Source organism: Nguyenibacter sp. L1 (assembly GCF_035199985.1).
Taxonomy (GTDB): domain Bacteria; phylum Pseudomonadota; class Alphaproteobacteria; order Acetobacterales; family Acetobacteraceae; genus Gluconacetobacter; species Gluconacetobacter vanlangensis.
The window spans coordinates 3,917,150-3,934,757 of record NZ_CP127015.1 but is presented as its reverse complement, the minus strand read 5'-3'; the positions used below and the strand labels follow the sequence as shown (position 1 = coordinate 3,934,757).

The 17,608-nt window shown below is 63.9% G+C and carries 17 protein-coding genes; 11 read left to right on the top strand and 6 right to left on the bottom strand.

Annotated elements, in window-relative coordinates; genetic code table 11:
• Positions 1 to 34: 34 nt before the first annotated feature.
• On the bottom strand, positions 35 to 385 hold the full coding sequence (locus tag QN315_RS17805; RefSeq protein WP_323990748.1) for a tRNA-binding protein: 351 nt from the start codon (positions 383 to 385) through the stop codon (positions 35 to 37).
• A gap of 167 nt (positions 386 to 552) precedes the next feature.
• On the opposite strand from QN315_RS17805, the gene QN315_RS17800 reads away from it, so the two are divergent.
• The 4 genes from QN315_RS17800 to QN315_RS17785 all read left to right on the top strand — a co-directional run bounded on the left by QN315_RS17800 (position 553) and on the right by QN315_RS17785 (position 5,185).
• Complete coding sequence (locus QN315_RS17800) at positions 553 to 2,154, top strand: glycosyltransferase (protein WP_323990747.1); 1,602 nt, start codon at positions 553 to 555, stop codon at positions 2,152 to 2,154.
• Complete coding sequence (locus QN315_RS17795; RefSeq protein WP_323990746.1) at positions 2,147 to 2,848, top strand: hypothetical protein; 702 nt, start codon at positions 2,147 to 2,149, stop codon at positions 2,846 to 2,848. Before QN315_RS17800 ends, QN315_RS17795 begins: the two co-directional genes overlap by 8 nt.
• Positions 2,845 to 3,867, top strand: a complete 1,023-nt coding sequence (locus QN315_RS17790; protein WP_323990745.1) for a glycosyltransferase — start codon at positions 2,845 to 2,847, stop codon at positions 3,865 to 3,867. The genes QN315_RS17795 and QN315_RS17790 overlap by 4 nt, the downstream gene beginning before the upstream one ends.
• Positions 3,868 to 3,949: 82 nt before the next feature.
• Entirely contained in the window at positions 3,950 to 5,185 is a 1,236-nt protein-coding gene (locus tag QN315_RS17785; protein WP_323990744.1) for a methyltransferase domain-containing protein, read from the top strand.
• A gap of 28 nt (positions 5,186 to 5,213) precedes the next feature.
• Here the strand turns inward: QN315_RS17785 and QN315_RS17780 are convergent, their stop codons facing one another.
• On the bottom strand, positions 5,214 to 6,422 hold the full coding sequence (locus tag QN315_RS17780; protein ID WP_323990743.1) for an MFS transporter: 1,209 nt from the start codon (positions 6,420 to 6,422) through the stop codon (positions 5,214 to 5,216).
• Between the two features lie 571 nt (positions 6,423 to 6,993).
• Between QN315_RS17780 and QN315_RS17775 the strand changes: the two genes are divergently transcribed.
• The gene (locus tag QN315_RS17775; protein ID WP_323990742.1) at positions 6,994 to 9,240 is read left to right on the top strand and encodes a methyl-accepting chemotaxis protein; all 2,247 of its coding nucleotides are present in this window, start codon (positions 6,994 to 6,996) and stop codon (positions 9,238 to 9,240) included.
• A 37-nt stretch (positions 9,241 to 9,277) separates the two neighbouring features.
• On the opposite strand, the gene QN315_RS17770 is transcribed toward QN315_RS17775, so the two are convergent.
• A complete protein-coding gene (locus QN315_RS17770; protein ID WP_323990741.1) occupies positions 9,278 to 10,048 on the bottom strand; it encodes a DUF3313 domain-containing protein in 771 nt (256 codons plus the stop codon).
• A gap of 481 nt (positions 10,049 to 10,529) precedes the next feature.
• Between QN315_RS17770 and QN315_RS17765 the strand changes: the two genes are divergently transcribed.
• A complete protein-coding gene (locus QN315_RS17765) occupies positions 10,530 to 11,549 on the top strand; it encodes a lauroyl acyltransferase (protein WP_323990740.1) in 1,020 nt (339 codons plus the stop codon).
• Here QN315_RS17765 and QN315_RS17760 read toward each other — a convergent pair.
• Positions 11,513 to 12,229, bottom strand: a complete 717-nt coding sequence (locus tag QN315_RS17760) for an SDR family oxidoreductase (RefSeq protein ID WP_176639789.1) — start codon at positions 12,227 to 12,229, stop codon at positions 11,513 to 11,515. The genes QN315_RS17765 and QN315_RS17760 overlap by 37 nt on opposite strands.
• A gap of 133 nt (positions 12,230 to 12,362) precedes the next feature.
• On the opposite strand from QN315_RS17760, the gene QN315_RS17755 reads away from it, so the two are divergent.
• The gene (locus QN315_RS17755; RefSeq protein WP_323990739.1) at positions 12,363 to 13,274 is read left to right on the top strand and encodes a LysR family transcriptional regulator; all 912 of its coding nucleotides are present in this window, start codon (positions 12,363 to 12,365) and stop codon (positions 13,272 to 13,274) included.
• Between the two features lie 112 nt (positions 13,275 to 13,386).
• Here the strand turns inward: QN315_RS17755 and QN315_RS17750 are convergent, their stop codons facing one another.
• Positions 13,387 to 14,049 carry a helix-turn-helix domain-containing protein gene (locus tag QN315_RS17750; RefSeq protein WP_323990738.1) on the bottom strand — a complete coding sequence of 221 codons (663 nt, stop codon included), beginning with the start codon at positions 14,047 to 14,049 and terminating at the stop codon, positions 13,387 to 13,389.
• 35 nt (positions 14,050 to 14,084) lie between these two features.
• On the opposite strand from QN315_RS17750, the gene QN315_RS17745 reads away from it, so the two are divergent.
• The 4 genes from QN315_RS17745 to QN315_RS17730 are packed head-to-tail and all read left to right on the top strand — an operon-like array spanning position 14,085 to position 16,587.
• Positions 14,085 to 14,819 (top strand): SDR family oxidoreductase, encoded by a 735-nt coding sequence (locus QN315_RS17745; protein WP_323990737.1) that lies wholly within the window; start codon positions 14,085 to 14,087, stop codon positions 14,817 to 14,819.
• Positions 14,820 to 14,863: 44 nt separating this feature from the next.
• Positions 14,864 to 15,631 (top strand): SDR family oxidoreductase, encoded by a 768-nt coding sequence (locus QN315_RS17740; protein ID WP_323990735.1) that lies wholly within the window; start codon positions 14,864 to 14,866, stop codon positions 15,629 to 15,631.
• A gap of 30 nt (positions 15,632 to 15,661) precedes the next feature.
• Positions 15,662 to 16,258, top strand: a complete 597-nt coding sequence (locus QN315_RS17735) for an NADPH-dependent F420 reductase (RefSeq protein WP_323990734.1) — start codon at positions 15,662 to 15,664, stop codon at positions 16,256 to 16,258.
• Between the two features lie 38 nt (positions 16,259 to 16,296).
• Positions 16,297 to 16,587, top strand: a complete 291-nt coding sequence (locus QN315_RS17730; RefSeq protein WP_408904547.1) for an FAD-dependent oxidoreductase — start codon at positions 16,297 to 16,299, stop codon at positions 16,585 to 16,587.
• Between the two features lie 7 nt (positions 16,588 to 16,594).
• Here the strand turns inward: QN315_RS17730 and QN315_RS17725 are convergent, their stop codons facing one another.
• Entirely contained in the window at positions 16,595 to 17,575 is a 981-nt protein-coding gene (locus QN315_RS17725) for an AraC family transcriptional regulator (RefSeq protein ID WP_323990733.1), read from the bottom strand.
• Between the last annotated feature and the right edge of the window lie 33 nt (positions 17,576 to 17,608).

The following is a 17,608-nucleotide window of genomic DNA, read 5'->3' as shown; positions in this document are numbered from 1 at the left end:
CCTCGACGCGTCGCAAGGCCATGCCGGGACGACATCAGCACAGCTTCGTCCCCGGCGGCACAACGCCATCCGGCACGCACAGCACGACGTCCCCGTCTTCGTTGTGAAACCCGGTCACCAGGCATTCCGACCGGACCGGACCGATCTGCTTGGGCGGAAAATTCACCACCCCCACGACCAGCCGCCCGACCAGGGTCTCGGGCGTATAGAGCTTGGTGATCTGCGCGCTCGATTTGCGCACCCCGATCTCCGGCCCGAAATCGACATGCAGGATATAGGCCGGCTTCCGCGCCGCGGGAAAGGCCTCCGCCTTGATGATCCTGCCGACCCGCAATTCCACCTTCGCGAAATCGGCCCAGGAAATCTCATCAAAACCTTGATCCATGGCTATCAGCCCCGCCAGCTTTGTTCACCCTGCCGGAACGTTACCCCATCGCGACGTCCATGCCGAGCGACGAAATCCGCGTAAGTCCCCGCACCAGCCTCCGGGAATGGACCAAGCATCGTACTACCAACAGAGTGCAATATGCGCTAGGCAACTTACTGTAACAGATGACGGCCAGTACGGTGAACAGCTTCAAGCCCGCGAACGGAGACCTGCTCCGGGTCGAATCGATCCAGACGAATGTTACGTCCAGGGAAGCCATTCTTCATCGCGAAATCGCCCGGCTCATGAGCGAACGGGACGAATTGCGGGCCACCTGCGCGGCCTTCGAGGCACGCGAAACACAATTACAAACCGAATGCGACCGCCTTTCCGCCCTCGATGCCGAATGCCAGGCGCTTCGGGCCGACAACGCCACGCTCCAGGCTCTCATCGCCGCTCTGTACGATTCCACCTCATGGCGCCTTACCCGGCCCCTGCGCCGCGCCATCACACTGCTGCGCGGGCTGTCGGACACCGGACACGGCGAACAACCGATCCTGCCGCCCGCCGTCGATTCCACCCCCCCGCCCCGCTCCGAGGATGCCATGCCCGCAACGCGGGCTGAGCCGCCCGCAGCCCCACCGCTCGTGCCCGCCACCCGCGGTCACATGCTCGTCGTCGCGGACATGCTTCCGCTCTATGACCAGCACTCCGGCGGCCTCCGCATGCTGGGCATCATCGACATGCTCGCCGAGCAGGGCTGGCAGATCATTTTCGCTTCGGCGACGCACCGCGACGCGCTCCCCGGCTCAGCCGGAACACCGGTCGGCCGGATACAGTACGAGGACGCCCTGCGCGAACGGGGAGTCACGCGCATCCTCTACGGGACCGAGGAAATCACCCCCTGGTTCCGTGACCCGTCCACGCGCCTCGACCGGGCATTCCTGTCCTTCCCCGGCGTCGCCATGAATTTCATGCCGCTGGTGCGCCTGCATTTTCCCGAGGCCATGATCGTCTTCGACATGGTCGATTTCCACGGCCTGCGCCAGGAGCGGGAGGCCCAGTTGCTGGGCGACGAGAAAAAACACGCCGAGGCGCGCCGCATCCGCGATACGGAAGTCGCCCTTGCGCTCGCCGCCGACGTCACGCTCGCCGTCACGGCCGAGGAACGGGATGCCATGCTGGCCATCGCGCCGCGCGCCTGCGTCAAGGTGCTCCCCAACGTCTTCGACGCCCCCGAGTCCGATCCGCCGGACGTCACCGGCCGCAAGAACCTGTTCTTCATCGGCGGGTTCTGGCACAAGCCGAATGGCGACGGCGTGCATTGGTTCGTCCGCGAGGTCTGGCCGCTGATCCGCGAAACCCTGCCTGATGTGCGTTTCACGATCGCCGGCTCCAACATGGACAACGACATCCTTGCTCTGGGCCAGGTCCCTGGGATCGACGTGGCCGGCTACGTGCCCGACGTGCAGCCCTATCTCGACAGCCATCGTATCTTCGTCGCCCCCTTGCGTTACGGCGCGGGCATGAAGGGCAAGGTTGGGCAAAGCCTGGCGGGCGGCCTGCCCGTCGTCGCCACGACGGTGGGGGCCGAGGGCATGGGGCTGGAGGATGGGGTCAACATCCTCATCGCCGACGACCCCGCCGCATTCGCCGACGCGGTCATCCGGCTTTATCGCGACGACGTCCAGTGGACGCGCCTGTCCGCTGCCGGCCGCGACCATATCCTGAATACCCTCTCCCGCGACGTCGTGCGGAAGATCCTTCAGGATGCGCTCGATGGATAGGGTCCTCGCCGCCGGCATCTACATGTCCGACAGGCCCAGCACCGTCGCCCATGTCAGCTACCGCCTCGCCTGCGCGCGCGAAAATGACGTCACGCAGCGATGGATCGCCCTCGCCCCCGACGGTCGTGGCCGCTTCGACCATCCCGGCACCATTTTCGTCGCAACCGCGCCCGCACCGAAATTCGCGCTGCTGAACCGGATCCTGGCCGATGCGCACGGCTTCGACTGGGTCATCATCGCCGACGACGACATCGAACTCGCCGAGGACGCGGTCGACCGCCTTCTGCACCATGCCAGGACGTACGACCTGGCGCTGTGCCAGCCGGCCCGCACCGCCGACAGCTTCACCGACCATCCGATCGTCCAGGTGCTTCCCGGCGTCACCGCGCGGCGGACCCGCTTCGTTGAAATCGGTCCATTCGTCTGCATCCGGCGTGACGCCGCCAGGCTGCTGCTGCCGTTCGGCGAGGATTGCGCGATGGGATGGGGCCTCGATTTCGTCTGGCCCGTCATCATCGAAAATGCGGGCCTGCGCATGGGAATCGTCGACGACGTCACCATGGCCCATCGTATCCGCCCGCCCGCACAGCATTACAGCCACAGCACGGCACACACGGACATGTACCGGCTGCTCGCCCGCAATCCGCACCTCACGCATGACGACGCCTTCTCGGTCGTGGAAATCTTCACGTGACGGCACCTGAAATCTCCGCGATCCTGACGACGCACAACCGCGCGCATCTCCTGCCGCGCGTGCTGGACGGCCTGCGCAACCAGACCCTGCAGGCCAGCCGGTTCGAAATCGTCGCCGTCGATGACGGCTCCACCGACAACACGTGCGACGTCCTCGCATCATGGCGCAATCGGCTCCCGATCCGCGTCCTCTCGCAGCGCGCCGCCGGCCTCGCCGCGGCAAAGAATCTCGGCGTGTTCGCAGCCCGCGCCCCGGTGGTCGTCTTCCTCGACGACGACGACGTGGTCATGCCGGATTTCCTGTGCATGCATCTTTCCGTCCACCTCGCCCATCCGGGCATCGAGACCGCCGTTCTCAGCCGCACGGTTCTCGCCCCCGAAATCGACGCCCTGCCGGTCATGCGCCACGTGACCCACAGCGGCATGCAGCTCTTCTCCTATGACTGGATCCGGCCGGGACAGATCCTGGGCTTCCGCGAATTCTGGGGCGGGCGAAGCTCCTGCAAGCGGTCCCTGCTGGTACGGCACGGCGTCTTCCATCCCGCGTTCCGCTTCGGGTGCGAGGACATCGAACTCGGCTGGCGCCTCTCCCGCCACGGCCTGCGCGTCATCTACGAACCCAAAGCCTGCGCCGTGATGATCCGCGCCCTTTCCTTCGATCAGTTCTGCGACCGCTCCTACCGCCAGGGGCGTTCGCAATATCTGTTCGCCACCCTGCACCCGGACCAGGCGATCCAGGATTATTGCGAGATCGACGACGCCGTCGCCGCCTGGCGTCGGGACTGGTCCGGATACGCCCGCCATCTGCGCCGGACCCGTAAGCTGGAGGCCCTGACGCTCGCCCGCCAGGCCGCCGACCTTCCCATTCACGATGAACTTCAGCAGGCCCTGGACGCTGCCTATCGCAGGGCGTTCTTCCTCTCCCGCGCCAAGGGCGTGGTCGACGCCATGACGGCAGATGCCAGGCGCCCGCCGCCGCCGGCGCCCGTGGCCCTGATGGAGTACGGCCATGACGCCTGACGACCGGCCGGATGGACAGTCCACGCTCTATGACCGGTCCTTCTACAAGGACCAGGCCCAGGAGAGCCTGACATCGGCCCGCATGGTCCTGCCGGAACTGCTTCGCCACCACCCGGCACGGTCAGTCGTGGATGTCGGCTGCGGCGTCGGTTCCTGGCTGCGCGCCGCCATGGAATGCGGGGCCACGCGCGGCCTCGGCATCGATGGGGACTATGTCTCGCGGGAACAACTGCTCGTCGCGCAGGACCTGTTCCTGCCGGCCGATCTTGCCGCCGCCGGACTTGTCGACACCATCGCCGCGCGCATGACGCCCCGCTTCGACCTCGTCACCTGCCTCGAAGTCGCCGAACACCTGCCGTTCGACCGTTCGGAAAGCCTCGTCGACGACCTGACCCGCCTCGGAGACGTCATCCTGTTCTCGGCGGCCATTCCCTATCAGCACGGAACGGGCCACATCAACGAACAATGGCCCGAATTCTGGGCCCTCCTGTTCCGCCGCAAGGGCTTCCGCTGCTTCGACATCCTGCGCGACCGCTTCTGGTCTTCCCCGGACGTCAAATGGTGGTACGCCCAGAACATGCTGGTCTTCGTGCGTGAGGACAGCGAAGCCTTCACGCGATTTCCGGCAGACGCGCTGGACCGTCCCCTGGCGCGCATCCATCCCTCGGCGTGGCTTGCCACGATCCTCTATCACTGGCGTCCCTATCGGGCCGCGGCGCGAGGGCTGGAAGAAGACGATTTTCTCGCCCTCACCACCGCATGGGCCACCGGCGTCAACCGGCTTCCCGACCTGAAGACGCTCACGCGGCGCAGCGACGACCAGGATGCGGAAAAGGACGCGTTCCCCTTCACCCGCCTCGTCATCGCCGATCCGGAGGCCAGGATCGCGGCGCGCGAAGATGCGCTGGCCGCCGAACGACGGAATGCCGCAGAGAGCGCAGCCAAAGCCCGCGAGACGGAAGACGCCCTTACCGCCGCCCTCCAGCGCGCCGAACGCGACCTCGCCGAAAAAACGCTGCAGGCCAGCCACGTTTCTGCCGCCAATGCCAGCCTGCACACGCAGGTCCGGCGTCATGTCGAGCAGCTCGCCGCGATCCCGCGATTGCAGGATGCGCTGGCCCGGCGAAAGCGGGAATACGATACCCTTCTCGCGGCGCATGCGCGGCTGGAGCACGAGATCGCCACGGCACGCGACGAAACCGCCACCCTTCGCGCCGCGTGCGCCCGGCTCGCGCAGGAGCGCGATGATATCAGGCGATCCACCTCATGGCGCATCACCTGGCCCATCCGTGCGCTCAAGCGGCTGTTCGGCGGATAAGCGCTCCTGACGCCGCCGCAGTCCGGCGTCAGGCATCGCAAGATGCCAGCCGACGCTCCTCGCGGCCGCCGGCCAGCACCAGCGCCAGCCCCGCCGCCGCCAGCAGGCCGCCAGCGACCGGAACGGCCGCATAGCCCAAATCGAGGCGGATCACTGCGCCCCCGACCGCGGCACCAAGCGCGTTGCCCAGGTTGAAGGCGCCGACATTGATCGACGAGGCCAGGCCCGGCGCCTCGGCCGCCGCCTGCATTACCCGCATCTGCACCGGCGGCACGATGGCGAAGGTCGCCGCCCCCCAGACCAGCAGGCCGGCCGCCGCGCCGGCATGGCTGGTCAGCACCAGCGGCAGCCCCAGCATGATCGCGGCCAGCGCCGCCAGAAAGATCTTCGTCGCCCCATCGAGCGACCAGTCGGCAAGCCGGCCGCCCAAGCCGTTGCCGATGGTGAATCCGACCCCGATCAGCACCAGGGCGAGCGTCACGAACGTCCGCGACGCCCCCGCAAGATCGGCCAGAACCGGGGCGACATAGGTATAGAGCGTAAACATCGCGCCGGCGCCCATCACCGTGGTCGCCATAGCCAGCAGCACCGCCGGACGGACCAGTACGCCAAGCTCGCGCCGGACATCCGGCAATGTGCCTGCTTCCCCGCGGGGCAGCGCCAGCCACAGCGAGACGATGGCGAGAAGGCCCAACCCTGCCGTCCCGGCGAAGGCCGCGCGCCAGCCCACCTGCTGGCCGACCCAGGTCGCCGCCGGAACGCCGCCGATATTCGCGATGGTCAGCCCCATGAACATGGTGGCCACGGCGCTGGCCTGCTTCTCCTGCGGCACCACGCTCGCCGCGACGATCGCGCCCAGGCCGAAGAAGGCCCCGTGGTTGAGGCTGGTGACCAGCCGCGACGCCAGCAGCGTGTAATAATCCGGGGCCAGCGCCGAGAGGAGGTTGCCGATGGTGAAGATCCCCATCAGCAGCATCAGCGCGGTGCGCTTGCCGAAACGGCTGAAGGCAAGCGTCATGAACGGCGCACCGACCATGACGCCGACCGCATAGGCGCTGACCAACAGCCCGGCCGAGGGAATGGACACGTCCACCCCCTGGGCGATCACCGGCAGCAGGCCCATCGGCGTGAATTCCGTGGTACCGATACCGAAGGCGCCGACGGCAAGCGCCAGCAGCGGCCAGTTGAAACCCGCCCCCGCCTCGGCCGCGGAACCACGGGAAACCGATCCGTTCATCACACTATTCTCCCCACTTCCACACCAGCTCGATCCCAGACCGCTTCAATCCCAGACCGCTTCAATTCCAGGCGGGCCCATGCGCGTTCACGACCTCCATGGAGCAATCTTGATATTCAGGCGCCAACGCGATGCCGCACGCAAGGCAATCCGGCCCCGAAGATAGGCCATGTCCGAGCCCTCGATAATCCATCGACCCGCCACAATATCTATGAAGCAAAATCACAGGCAAAGCATATCGAACGGCCTCGCGCCACCGGTTCGCCCTATATATAGATTGTTACAATAATCGGAAAATGGACGGTTCAAGATTTCAGACTATAAAATTAAACTATATTTTATTTTCCATAATATCCCACAGTCGCAGTCGTGAAAAATTCGTTGACCTTCCGCGGCCGATATGACTGAATCGCAACCTTAACTAACGGTAAATTCTGGCGAAATTCCCAAGAGCCTGACCTGACATGTGGGCCGAGAAGATCCGTTCCTGCGTACAACGACCAGGACGCCCGATATTTTCCACGAACATCAACGAAATGGCGTCTTTCCATTACGTCGAAGGATTATTGTCATGACGGCATCGTCAAATGCGCCATCCCGTCGCTCCCTGTCGACGAAGATCATCATGATATGCGGGCTTTCCTTTGTCGTCATCCAGATCGTTGCCGTCGCCCTGTCCGCCAGGCTGATGAAAGCGCAGGTCGAAAAGACCATCTATTCCCAGGCCATTTCAAAAAGCCAGATCCTGGCGCAGCAGATCGTACAGGCGCTCGTCGCGCAGAATACCGTCGTGCGCAGTCTGCGGGGCACCATCGAATCCGCCCATCGGTCCGGCGTGCTGACCAGACAGTTCGTCATCGACAATTTGTCCGAAACCATGCGTCTCTTCCCCAATATTTACGGCATGGACGTCAAGGAAGCCCCACACGACGGCGAAGCCTCCCATTTTCCCGGCGGCCCGGTCGCGGATCGCCACGACACATTCTTCCCCTACGCCGTCCGTGGCCCCGACGGCAAGGTCTCGATCACCACCCCGCCGCTGCATTACAGCAATGTATTTTACAATATTATAAAGACCGGAAATCTGGAGGGTCTCGAACCGTATATCGATGCCGATTCAGGGGTTCCGATGGTATCGCCCACCTACCCCATCACGTTCGACGGCAAGAGGATCGCCGTCATCGGGGCGGACATCCCGCTCGGCTGGCTGGCCCCGCTCCTGAAAAGCGTTCACGTCACCCAGGGCTCGACCGTTTCCCTTCTCTCGGATCAGGGCGTCTGGATCGTCAATCCCGACCCATCCCTGACGATGAAACATGACGATGCCACCGCGGTCATGCAAAACGCCATGGCCCAGCACAAGCTGACCATCATGCGGGGATTCGACGGCGGCGCGGCGGACCGCATTGTCGTGCCGATCAGAATTGACGATTTCGGCATATATTGGACCCTCGTCGTCGACGTGCCGTCCGATGCCGTCACCAAGCCCGTATGGAATACCGTCTTTTCCCTTGTCGTTCCGGGCGTGACGCTGATTATCCTGTCCATCGTGCTGATGTGGGTCACGTTCGACAGGTTGCTCAGCACCCCCTTGCGCAACCTCCTGCGCTCCGTCGCGGAACTGGAACACGGCCAATATGACGTGACGGTATATGGGGCGCGGCGATCGGACGAAATCGGCGCCATGGCCCGCGGGCTCGAGAGCTTTCGCGAATCCCTTCTCAAGGCACAGCAGGCCGACGCCGAATCCCGACAGGCGCGCCGCCAGAACGAACTGATGCAGGCCAAGCGCCGCCAGGAAGACGAACAGAGGCTCAAGGACGGCAACCGGGTCATCAAAACGATCGGCACCGGACTGGACGCCCTGGCCGGCGGCGATCTCTCGGTCCGTATCCATGATCCGCTGCCCCAGGAGTTCGAGCCCCTGCGCGACAATTTCAACCAGTCGATCCAGCAGCTCACTTTGGCCATCGGGAGTATTTCCGACGCGGTCGGCATCATCGGGAAAGGCAGCCAGGCCGTCTCCGGCGGTGCGGAGGAACTCGCCAGGCGGACGGAGCAACAGGCCGCCGCCCTTGAAGAAACAACCTCCGCGATAAACCAGATTTCCAGGAACGTCTCTCATTCCGAGGACATCATCACCCATACCCGGGCCATCGGCATGAAAGCCTGCCGCTCCGCCGAAGCGTCTTCGGAAATCATGGGCAAGACCCGCGAGGCCATGCAGCGCATCGAGACAAGCTCCGCCGAAGTCGTCGCCATCGTGGAAATGATCGAAGACATCGCGTTCCAGACCAATATCCTGGCCCTCAATGCCAGTATCGAGGCCGCCAGCGCGGGCAATGCGGGAAAAGGCTTCGCCGTCGTGGCCAGCGAGGTCCGCAGCCTTGCCCAACGCAGCGCCGAGGCCGCCAAGGGCATCAGCCGCCTGGTAAACAAGACGGTCGAGGACATTCATGCCGGCGCGACATGCGTGCGGGACACCGAGCGCGCACTGCAGGATATTTCCGGCCTTGTCGCGACAATGGAGGAGAAACTGGACACGATCGTTCACAGCGCGCGCGAACAATCCTCCAGCCTCAGGGAGGTCACCACCGCCGTGAATGTCATGGATCAGACCACCCAGAAAAACGCGTCCATAGCCGACAATTCACGTTCGTCATCGCGAAGCCTGACAGGCGAGACGCAAAAGCTGATGGAACTGATCACGCACTTCAAACTGCCGGCGCGCGAAGACGCCTCCATTCGAATGCGACAGGGCGAAATCATCGATCTGGCAAAACTGATCCAGGACCGCCCGAGATCAATGGGCCGCTAAGCGGAGACGCGGCGATCGTCGGGGGCGGATCGCCCCGTCACGCCCCTCCCTGGCCACGCCGCGCCCCCTTGGCCTCGCCGATATCGCCCGTTTTCTCGACGACGGTCGTATGTTCCTGCTTGGACAGTTTCTCCAGTTTCTGCACAAGATGATGCGCACCGATGCGCACGCCCTCGCGCGCGGCATCCAGATAACCGAAACTAACCGTCGGGTCCAAGGCGTCCGGTGTTTGTACCGTCACCTGAGCGTAAAGAAGGCGCGACGTTTGGGCATCATACACCTCGACGGCATAATAGACCGCACCATAGGCAGTCCCGTTCCCCCCTGCAGCCTGCATTCCAGCATTTGTAACGAGACCGACACTTGATATATGCGAAATCGTCGACAAAACGGGAATACTTTTCTTCACCCCCGTTAACGTGACATGAAAGCGAAGAGTGCGCGAATCAGCCGAATGGACAAGCGTGTATTTTTTACCGATCTCCTTCGGGAAGGTCTTATCTATATAGTTTGCCATATAGACGCGGTCATTCTCCGACGTGCTACCAAACTGTGCGTCCGAACCGCGGTAAATCTCGACCGGATCGATCATCGCCGATTTGTATTTTGAAAAATCAGCGTCCGGATCCAAATATTGCCATTTGAACTCGCTGCTTTTCTGCAAGGACAATTGAGGGGACGATTGCAGGTTTTGATATTTTCTGGGGTCATCCGTGCATCCGACAAGCGCCGCGCTCCCGCCGAAAGCACCGAGCACGATCAATGTATAACGGCATAAATCTCTATACCCTCGATATTTGTTTTTCATGATAAACACAGTTCATCTCCGAATAGGTTGCGACTTGGAGGCCGTTCGATCATTGCGGCGTCTACCCGAAAACGGCCATCGGGACCGGCCGAACCACAAGACGGACACCCGGCAGCCGGCCGCGCCCGGCAAGCGGGCATCCGAGACAAGCTCTTGTTTCAATAAGAAGATTTGACAATAGTCGGCGGCTCAGCGCTCCGGAACGCCGGTCTCGTACCTGCGACGTTCGAACAACGGAATCGGCAGAAAGAAAAAATATCGCCGCCATCGTTCACGAAGGGGTAGAGGGCTCATGTCCATCATGGCGCCATGCTACCAGAAGATCGCTCTCAAACGATGTCAGACTGCGTCGTGTTTGTGTCAAGCGATACACAATCTCGCCGCACGGAAAGGAAGACGACATCAAACGGCAGGGGGAGCCAGGCAATATCGCCGCGGACAACACCCGGCTTCAGCGAATTCCAGCGGAGAGACGTCCGTCGTGAGCGCCCACATATCGAGAGCATTGCAGCGTCCTGAATACCCGCGGCGCTCCGGAAACCGCCAGGCCGGCCTTGTTCGGTTGTTGCATGGCGTGCAAGGCCAGGTGTTGAGCGGCACTATCCGCGCGCTCCAATATCTCGGGCCCGCGCGGTGTTCCGATTTCGGCGCGATGCTCGCACGGACCGTCGGTCCTGTGCTTTCCGTTTCCCGTATAGCGCTGGATAATCTCAGAATCGCATTTCCGGAAATGGCAGAATCGTCCCGCGACGCACTCATGCGTGACGCGTGGGACAATCTGGGCCGTGTCGTCGCCGAATTCCCCCATCTGCCGAATCTTGGCCGTACCCAGGACGGTCCCGGCTGGGAAATCGTCGGGGAAGAATGTATCGCGCGGGCGTGGCACGGAGGAAACCCACCGCTCTTTTTTTCGGCGCATCTGGGAAATTGGGAAATGATCCTCCCCATCGCCGGCGCACTTGGCCTGCCCGTGGCCGGCGTGTACCGCAGGACCAGCAATCCCGCTATCGACAGGTTGATTCAGGACATCAGGGAACGCGCCGGTTCCGGAACCAAAATGTTTCCCAAGGGACGTCAGGGGGCCAGAGCGATCATCGCGCATCTGTCCGCCGGCGGAACGGTCGGGTTTCTGGTCGACCAGAAAATGAACGACGGGATAAAGATCCCCTTTTTTGGAAGCCCGGCATGGACCGCACCGGCGATCGCCCATCTCGCATTACGCTTTGAAAGAAACATCGTTCCAGTAAGCATCGTGCGCATCGGCCCTGCGCGTTTTCGTCTTGTTTGCGAACCTGCGCTCAGGATCGCCTTGTCGGGCAACCAGAAGGAAGACGAAGTCTCCATCATGTCGGCGATCAACCGCCATCTCGAAGGCTGGATCAGCAGCCGGCCGTCCGCCTGGCTTTGGTTCCATCGGAGATGGCCGAAAGGTGCCCCAGCCGATCAAGGACACCACGGCGCCGTTCACCACGGAACGGCACGCCCCTCGCGGTCCAGATAACGCAGACCGGGCCTGCCTCGCTGCGCGAGGACCATGTCCACGATCTTCGGAACGGTCTCCTCCAGGCCGAGCGGCGCGTCGGGCCCGCCCAGCTCCGTGCGAATCCACCCCGGCGCCACCAGCACCAGGGCGCGCGGCTCGCCCGCATGGCGGGCCGCATAGCTGCGCATATACTGATTGAGCGCCGCCTTGCTCCCGCGATAGACCTCGCGTCCGCCATGGGTGTTGTTGGCGATGCTCCCCTGTCCCGACGACATGACGCCGATCGTGCCGGCCGGCGAGACGAGATCCTGCAATCCCTCGACCACACGCATCGGACTCAACGCATTGGTGACCATCACGCGGACGAACTCCTCCGTCGATGTCTCCCCGATGGTCTCTCGCGGGTCGGCATTGGCAGTGCCCGCATTGACGAACAGGATATCGAAGCGGCGTCCGGCAAGGCGGTGCCGCAGCGCCATGATCTGATCCGGCTCGGTCATGTCGAGCTGCGCGATCTCGACGCGGTCGCCATGGGCATCCGCCAGGTCGTGCAGCAAGGTCCGGCCCATGCCGCGTACCGTCCCGACGACGGTCCATCCCTTCTTCAGGAACTCGGCCGCCATGGCATGGCCAAGGCCGCGCGACGCGCCGATAAGCAGAACCGAGCCCGGCGCGTCATGAAATGTGGTGGGGGTCATGGAAACAGCTCTCGCCTGATGATGTCCGCAGCGAATATGTTTCCCCCGCACGGGCGGCGCCAGACGCACAGGATGCACATTATGATTGCATCAGACGCCATGTCCGAAGGATTGAACCGGCGAGTATCCAGCCATGGGCGAGATCGATCTGAACCTGCTTCCCGCACTCGACGCCCTCCTGGCCGAGGGCAGCGTGACCGGTGCCGCACGCCGCCTGGGCCTCAGCTCTTCCGCCATGAGCCGCACGCTCGCGCGGCTGCGCACCGCGACAGGCGATCCGTTGCTCGTGCGTGCCGGACGCGGCCTCGTGCCGACACCCCACGCGGCCGAACTGCGCACCCGGGTTCATGACATGACGCGCGCGGTGCAGGCGGTCCTCAGTCCGCGGACCGATCGGCTGGACGTCGCCACACTCGACAGAACATTCACCATCCGCGCCAATGAAGGGTTCGTCGGGTTGTTCGCGGCCCCCCTGGTGACCGCCGTCACCGAGGCGGCGCCCCATGTCCGCCTGCGGTTCGTGCCCAAGCCGGTCAAGGACGCCACCCCGCTCCGGGAAGGAGAGATCGATCTCGAAATCGGCGTGCCTGGTGCATTCGCGCCGGAGGTGCGCACCCATTTTCTCTTCCGCGACACGTTCGTCGGCGTGGCGGCGGCAGGACATCGGCTGCTGTCGGCCGCCATAACCCCACAGCGCTATGCGGCCTGCAGGCATGTCGTGGTCTCCCGCAGGGGCAGCGTCACGGGCCCGGTCGACACGGCCCTGGCGGCGCTGGGGCTTCACCGCCGGATCGTCGCGACCGTGCCGGGCTTCCCCGATGCGCTGCGCATCGCGCGCCGGTCCGATCTGGTCGCGCTCGTCCCCCAATCATGCCTCGGCGTCGACCCGTCCAGCGATGCCGCGATCGGCGATGGCCTGGTCACGTTCCCACTTCCGGTTCCAACGCCCGAGATCATGATATCGGCCATGTGGCATCCACGCATGACCGCCGACTCGGCCCACCGCTGGTTGCGCGACGTCGTGGCGACGGTGTGCCGCCGCTGACCGGAGCGACCGGCCGGGATCCCCTCCGGCGCCGGCTCGATCGCGCCATGGCGACCGTCAAAGCGTTGAGAGCCGTCTCAGGCCCATTGCCACCATCCGACGCCGGTCTGATTCAAGGCGCCGCCTTCCTGGCATCGTTTCCGGGCCGATTTGTCAGGATGGCGCTCGTAATAAGGTGAACGAGATGATCCGCCCGCGACGCGAATGAGGGTTGGTCGACCGCCCAGCCCAGTGCGGTGACCAGGGCGAACAGGTCGTCCCCATTCATATCGGCGCGCACCGTTCCCTCCTCCTGCGCACGGAGCAGCAGTCGCGCGCCTGCCGAATGCACGGCTGCGCATGAAGCATAAAGAGCGGAGTCCGGGTTCGCGTGGGCGGCCGCCATCATGGCGACAACACCCCGATAGCTTTGGGCGAATGCCACCAATTCCCGAAACCAGGACAGAAGTGCCTCGTCAGCCGAAGTCGACGTTTCGCGGTCGTCTGCCTTCTGCGCCAGCGCGTCCAGATTGGTACACAGCAACGCTTCGAACAGGGCTTCCCGCGTCGGGAAATGACGAAGCAGCGTGGCCAACCCGACGCCGGCCCGGCGAGCGATATCACGCATCGACACGTCGGCACCGTGCTCGGTGACGACGTCACGCGCGACCGCGAGAATTTGGCTGCGATTTTTTTTTGCGTCGGCTCGCATTGATTGCCTTGATAAACGGATCAGTGATCCATATAAATGGATCGGCGATCCATTAAAAATACAGCGCACGCCCGCAAATGACAACAGAGGCGCTGCCCGACACGCCGAAAGGAAAAGCCATGAGAAAGCTTGAGGGTAAGGTTGCAGTCGTCACCGGAGGCGCTACCGGCATCGGCCTCGGCGCGGCGAGGCGCTTCATCGAGGACGGCGCCCTCGTCTTCATCTTCGGCCGCCGGCAGTCGGCGCTCGACGCCGCCGTGGCCGACCTCGGACCCGATGCCCGCGCGGTGAAGGGCTCGGTCACCGATCTGGCCGACCTCGACCGCCTCTACGCGGCGGTGAAGGCCGAACGCGGAACCCTCGACATCGTCTTCGCCAATGCCGGCGCGGGAAGCCCGCTTCCGCTCGGCGAGATCACCGCCGCGCACATCGACGAAATCTTCGACACCAACGTGAAGGGTACGATCTTCACGGTCCAGAAGGCACTGCCGCTGATGGGGCCGGGCGGTTCGATCATCCTGACCGGATCGAGCGCCGGCACCACGGGCGCCCCGGAGTTCAGCGCCTACAGCGCGAGCAAGGCGGCAGTGCGCAACCTCGCGCGGACCTGGGCGGAGGACCTGAAGGGCACCGGCATCCGGGTCAACGTATTGTCGCCCGGGCCGACGGCGACCGAACTCGCGAAGGACGCGCTGGGCGAGGAGGGCATGAAGGTCTTCGCCTCGATGAATCCGCTCCAGCGCATGGCCGATCCGGCGGAGATCGGGGCGGTGGCCGCGTTTCTCGCGTCGCAGGACAGCAGCTTCATGACCGCCAGCGAGGTCGCCGTCGATGGCGGCCTGGCGCAGATCTGACGCACCGCGCCCGGCCGATCACTCCATCCACGGAAGAAAACGAAATGACACACCCTCTTGAAGGAAAAACCGCGCTCGTTACCGGAGCATCGCGAGGCATCGGCCGCGCCATCGCCGAACGTCTCGCAAAGGATGGTGCGACGGTCGCGCTGACCTACAACGCCAGCAAATCCGGCGCGGACGAGGCGGTCGCAGCCATCGAGAAAGCCGGAGGGACTGCGTTCGCGATCCACGCGGACCTCGTTGACCCGGCGACCGTCCCGGCCCTGTTCGAGAGACTGGACGCCGAGTTCACCAGGCGCAACGGACGCAAAGCCCTCGACATCCTGGTCAACAACGCCGGCAATTCCGGCTGGGTCGGCTTCCAGGACGCAACACCGGAGCGTTGGGACACCCTGATCGCGGTCTACGCCCGCGCGCCCTTTTTCATCGTGCAGGCCGCGCTGGATCGTCTTGCCGATGGTGGAAGCATCATCAACATCTCTTCCGCCGCCGCCACGAAGCCCGTGACGGCCGCGCCCGTCTACTCGATGGCCAAGGCAGCGATCAACACTCTGACCCATGCGCTGGCAATCGAGCTGGGGCCGCGTGGAATTACCGCGAACGCCGTGGCACCGGGCTACACCCGAACGGACGTGAATGCCGCCATCCGGCAGAATTCCGAACTCGTAAAGGCAGTCGAGGCCCAAATCGCACTGGGACGCTTCGGCGAGCCCTCGGAAATCGCCGCCGTCGTGGCGTTCCTGGCCTCCGATGACGGCCATTGGGTGACGGGCCAGACGATCGAGGCAAGCGGCGGCTACAAGCTCTGACCACGCCGAAAAAAATCGAAGGAGACCATAATGAGCTACGCAATTATCGGCTTCGGCAAGATCGGCCATGCTCTCGCCAGGGCGTTTGCCCGCAAGGGCATCGAAGTATCCGTCGCCACCACGCGCGATCCAGCGCGCTTTGCATCCGATGCAGCCGCGATCGGCCCTACGATCATCCCCGCAACGCTGGCGGACGCCGTCAAGGCGGACATCATCTTCCTGGCGGTCCGTTTCGAGTCACACCCGGAGATCGCGAAGACGCTGCCCGACTGGAAGGGAAAGACCCTCATCGACGCGATGAACACCCTGGCCCCGCTTGAAGAACTGGATGGTCTCCCGTCCTCTGCCGTCGTCGCGAAGGCGTTCACCGGAGCCAGGCTGGTGAAAGGCTTCAACCATCTGGCCGCCGCCATCCTGAACCAGGACCCTGCCGTGCACGGCGGCAGGAGAGTCGTGTTCCTGGCCGGCGACGATGACGGCGCGACAGCCGAGATCGGTGCGCTCGCGGAAAATCTCGGTTTCGCGCCGATCAATCTCGGCGGACTTTCAGAAGGCGGATTGCTTGTGCACGCGCGCGGCAATCGCTGGGGCCACCTGATCTTTAAGGACCTGGTCAAGTTCGACTGATAAATCATGCCTCCTGGACACATCCCGCACCTCTACCGGTGGATCACCGCTGGGAACGCCTGCCCGGCGTGACCTTGCTGGGTGATGCGGCGCACTTGATGTCCCCTTTCGCTGGCCAAGGCGCCAATCTGGCGATGTTCGACGCCGCCGAACTGGCCCGCGCAATCGTCGCCGATCCCGATGACGGCGACGCCGCGCTGGCTGCCTACGAACGTGAATTGTTTTGCCGGAGCAAGCGCGTCGCCGTTGCAAGCGCGCGAAACCTGGATCAGTTTTTTGGCACGGATGCGCCACAGAACCTCGTCGATCTATTCAGCAATCCTGCGTGAATGAAACTCAGGCGACCACCGTCAAGCCCGGCGAAGCGCGCAAGCGGGCTATGTCGCGCGCCGGCGGTTCTCCAAAGTGGCGGCGATATTCGCGACTGAACTGCGACGGGCTTTCGTACCCCACGCGGAGGGCGGCAGTCGTGATGTCGATGTCCTCCACCAGCATCAGGCTGCGCGCGTCCTGCAGCCGGAGCTGCTTCTGGAACTGCAGCGGCGTCATCGCCGTCACAGCGCGAAAATGCGCGTGCAGGCTCGACGGACTCATGCCCACGTCCGCGGCAAGCCGTTCGATGCTGAACCGTTCCCGGACATGCTGCCCGATCCAGGCGATGGCGCGGCCGACCTGGGCCATCCGCCCCTGGCTGGACGTAATGTGGCGCATTCTGGCGCCGTCCGGGCCGGCAAGCAGGCGATAGAGAATGTCCTGCTCGGCAAGCGGCCCGAGCACGGGCAGCGCCGCCGGATCGTCAAGCAAACGCAGCAGGCGCAGGACCGCGTCGAGCAGTCCGGCACCGGCATCGGACACCGTCTTGCCTATGGGCGGAGCGGGCACGCCCGGCGGAGGCGGCACGCGCAACGCCAACTGCCCCAGCATGACCGGATCGAAATCGAGATACAGGCAGAGATAGGGCCTGTCGGGCGTCGCCTCGACCACCTGGCCCGTCACCGGCAGGTCATGGGTTACGATCCCATAGCGGCCCGGCGCATATCTGAACGCACGGTCGCCCAGCGTGACCTCTTTTTGCCCCTGCGCGACGAGGCACAGTTGCGGCCGGTAAACATTCGGCATCGGCATCGTGACCGTGGAGGATCGAGCAAATATCATACGTTCGACGGGGGTGGCGTGGAAGCCATCCTTCGAGACGTGCCTCGCAATCACGGCAGCAATTTCGGACAGTGTTTCCATCAGACGGACCATCGCACGCGCGCGGAAAGGCGACAATGCGAAACGCGGCACCCGGAGGATCGGGCAGAAATCCCGGCGCATCGGGCTAACGGTTCGGCGTCGCCGCGCATCACA

What these genes read in the sequence shown, in the direction of transcription:
- QN315_RS17735 (WP_323990734.1), top strand. Translation starts at nt 15,662, where the DNA reads ATGAGCTACGCAATTATCGGCTTCGGCAAGATCGGCCATGCTCTCGCC.
- QN315_RS17775 (WP_323990742.1), top strand. Translation starts at nt 6,994, where the DNA reads ATGACGGCATCGTCAAATGCGCCATCCCGTCGCTCCCTGTCGACGAAG.
- QN315_RS17745 (WP_323990737.1), top strand. Translation starts at nt 14,085, where the DNA reads ATGAGAAAGCTTGAGGGTAAGGTTGCAGTCGTCACCGGAGGCGCTACC.
- QN315_RS17795 (WP_323990746.1), top strand. Translation starts at nt 2,147, where the DNA reads ATGGATAGGGTCCTCGCCGCCGGCATCTACATGTCCGACAGGCCCAGC.
- QN315_RS17760 (WP_176639789.1), bottom strand. Translation starts at nt 12,229, where the DNA reads ATGACCCCCACCACATTTCATGACGCGCCGGGCTCGGTTCTGCTTATC.
- QN315_RS17755 (WP_323990739.1), top strand. Translation starts at nt 12,363, where the DNA reads ATGGGCGAGATCGATCTGAACCTGCTTCCCGCACTCGACGCCCTCCTG.
- QN315_RS17785 (WP_323990744.1), top strand. Translation starts at nt 3,950, where the DNA reads ATGGTCCTGCCGGAACTGCTTCGCCACCACCCGGCACGGTCAGTCGTG.
- QN315_RS17770 (WP_323990741.1), bottom strand. Translation starts at nt 10,048, where the DNA reads ATGAAAAACAAATATCGAGGGTATAGAGATTTATGCCGTTATACATTG.
- QN315_RS17805 (WP_323990748.1), bottom strand. Translation starts at nt 385, where the DNA reads ATGGATCAAGGTTTTGATGAGATTTCCTGGGCCGATTTCGCGAAGGTG.
- QN315_RS17725 (WP_323990733.1), bottom strand. Translation starts at nt 17,575, where the DNA reads ATGCGCCGGGATTTCTGCCCGATCCTCCGGGTGCCGCGTTTCGCATTG.
- QN315_RS17740 (WP_323990735.1), top strand. Translation starts at nt 14,864, where the DNA reads ATGACACACCCTCTTGAAGGAAAAACCGCGCTCGTTACCGGAGCATCG.
- QN315_RS17780 (WP_323990743.1), bottom strand. Translation starts at nt 6,422, where the DNA reads ATGAACGGATCGGTTTCCCGTGGTTCCGCGGCCGAGGCGGGGGCGGGT.
- QN315_RS17800 (WP_323990747.1), top strand. Translation starts at nt 553, where the DNA reads ATGACGGCCAGTACGGTGAACAGCTTCAAGCCCGCGAACGGAGACCTG.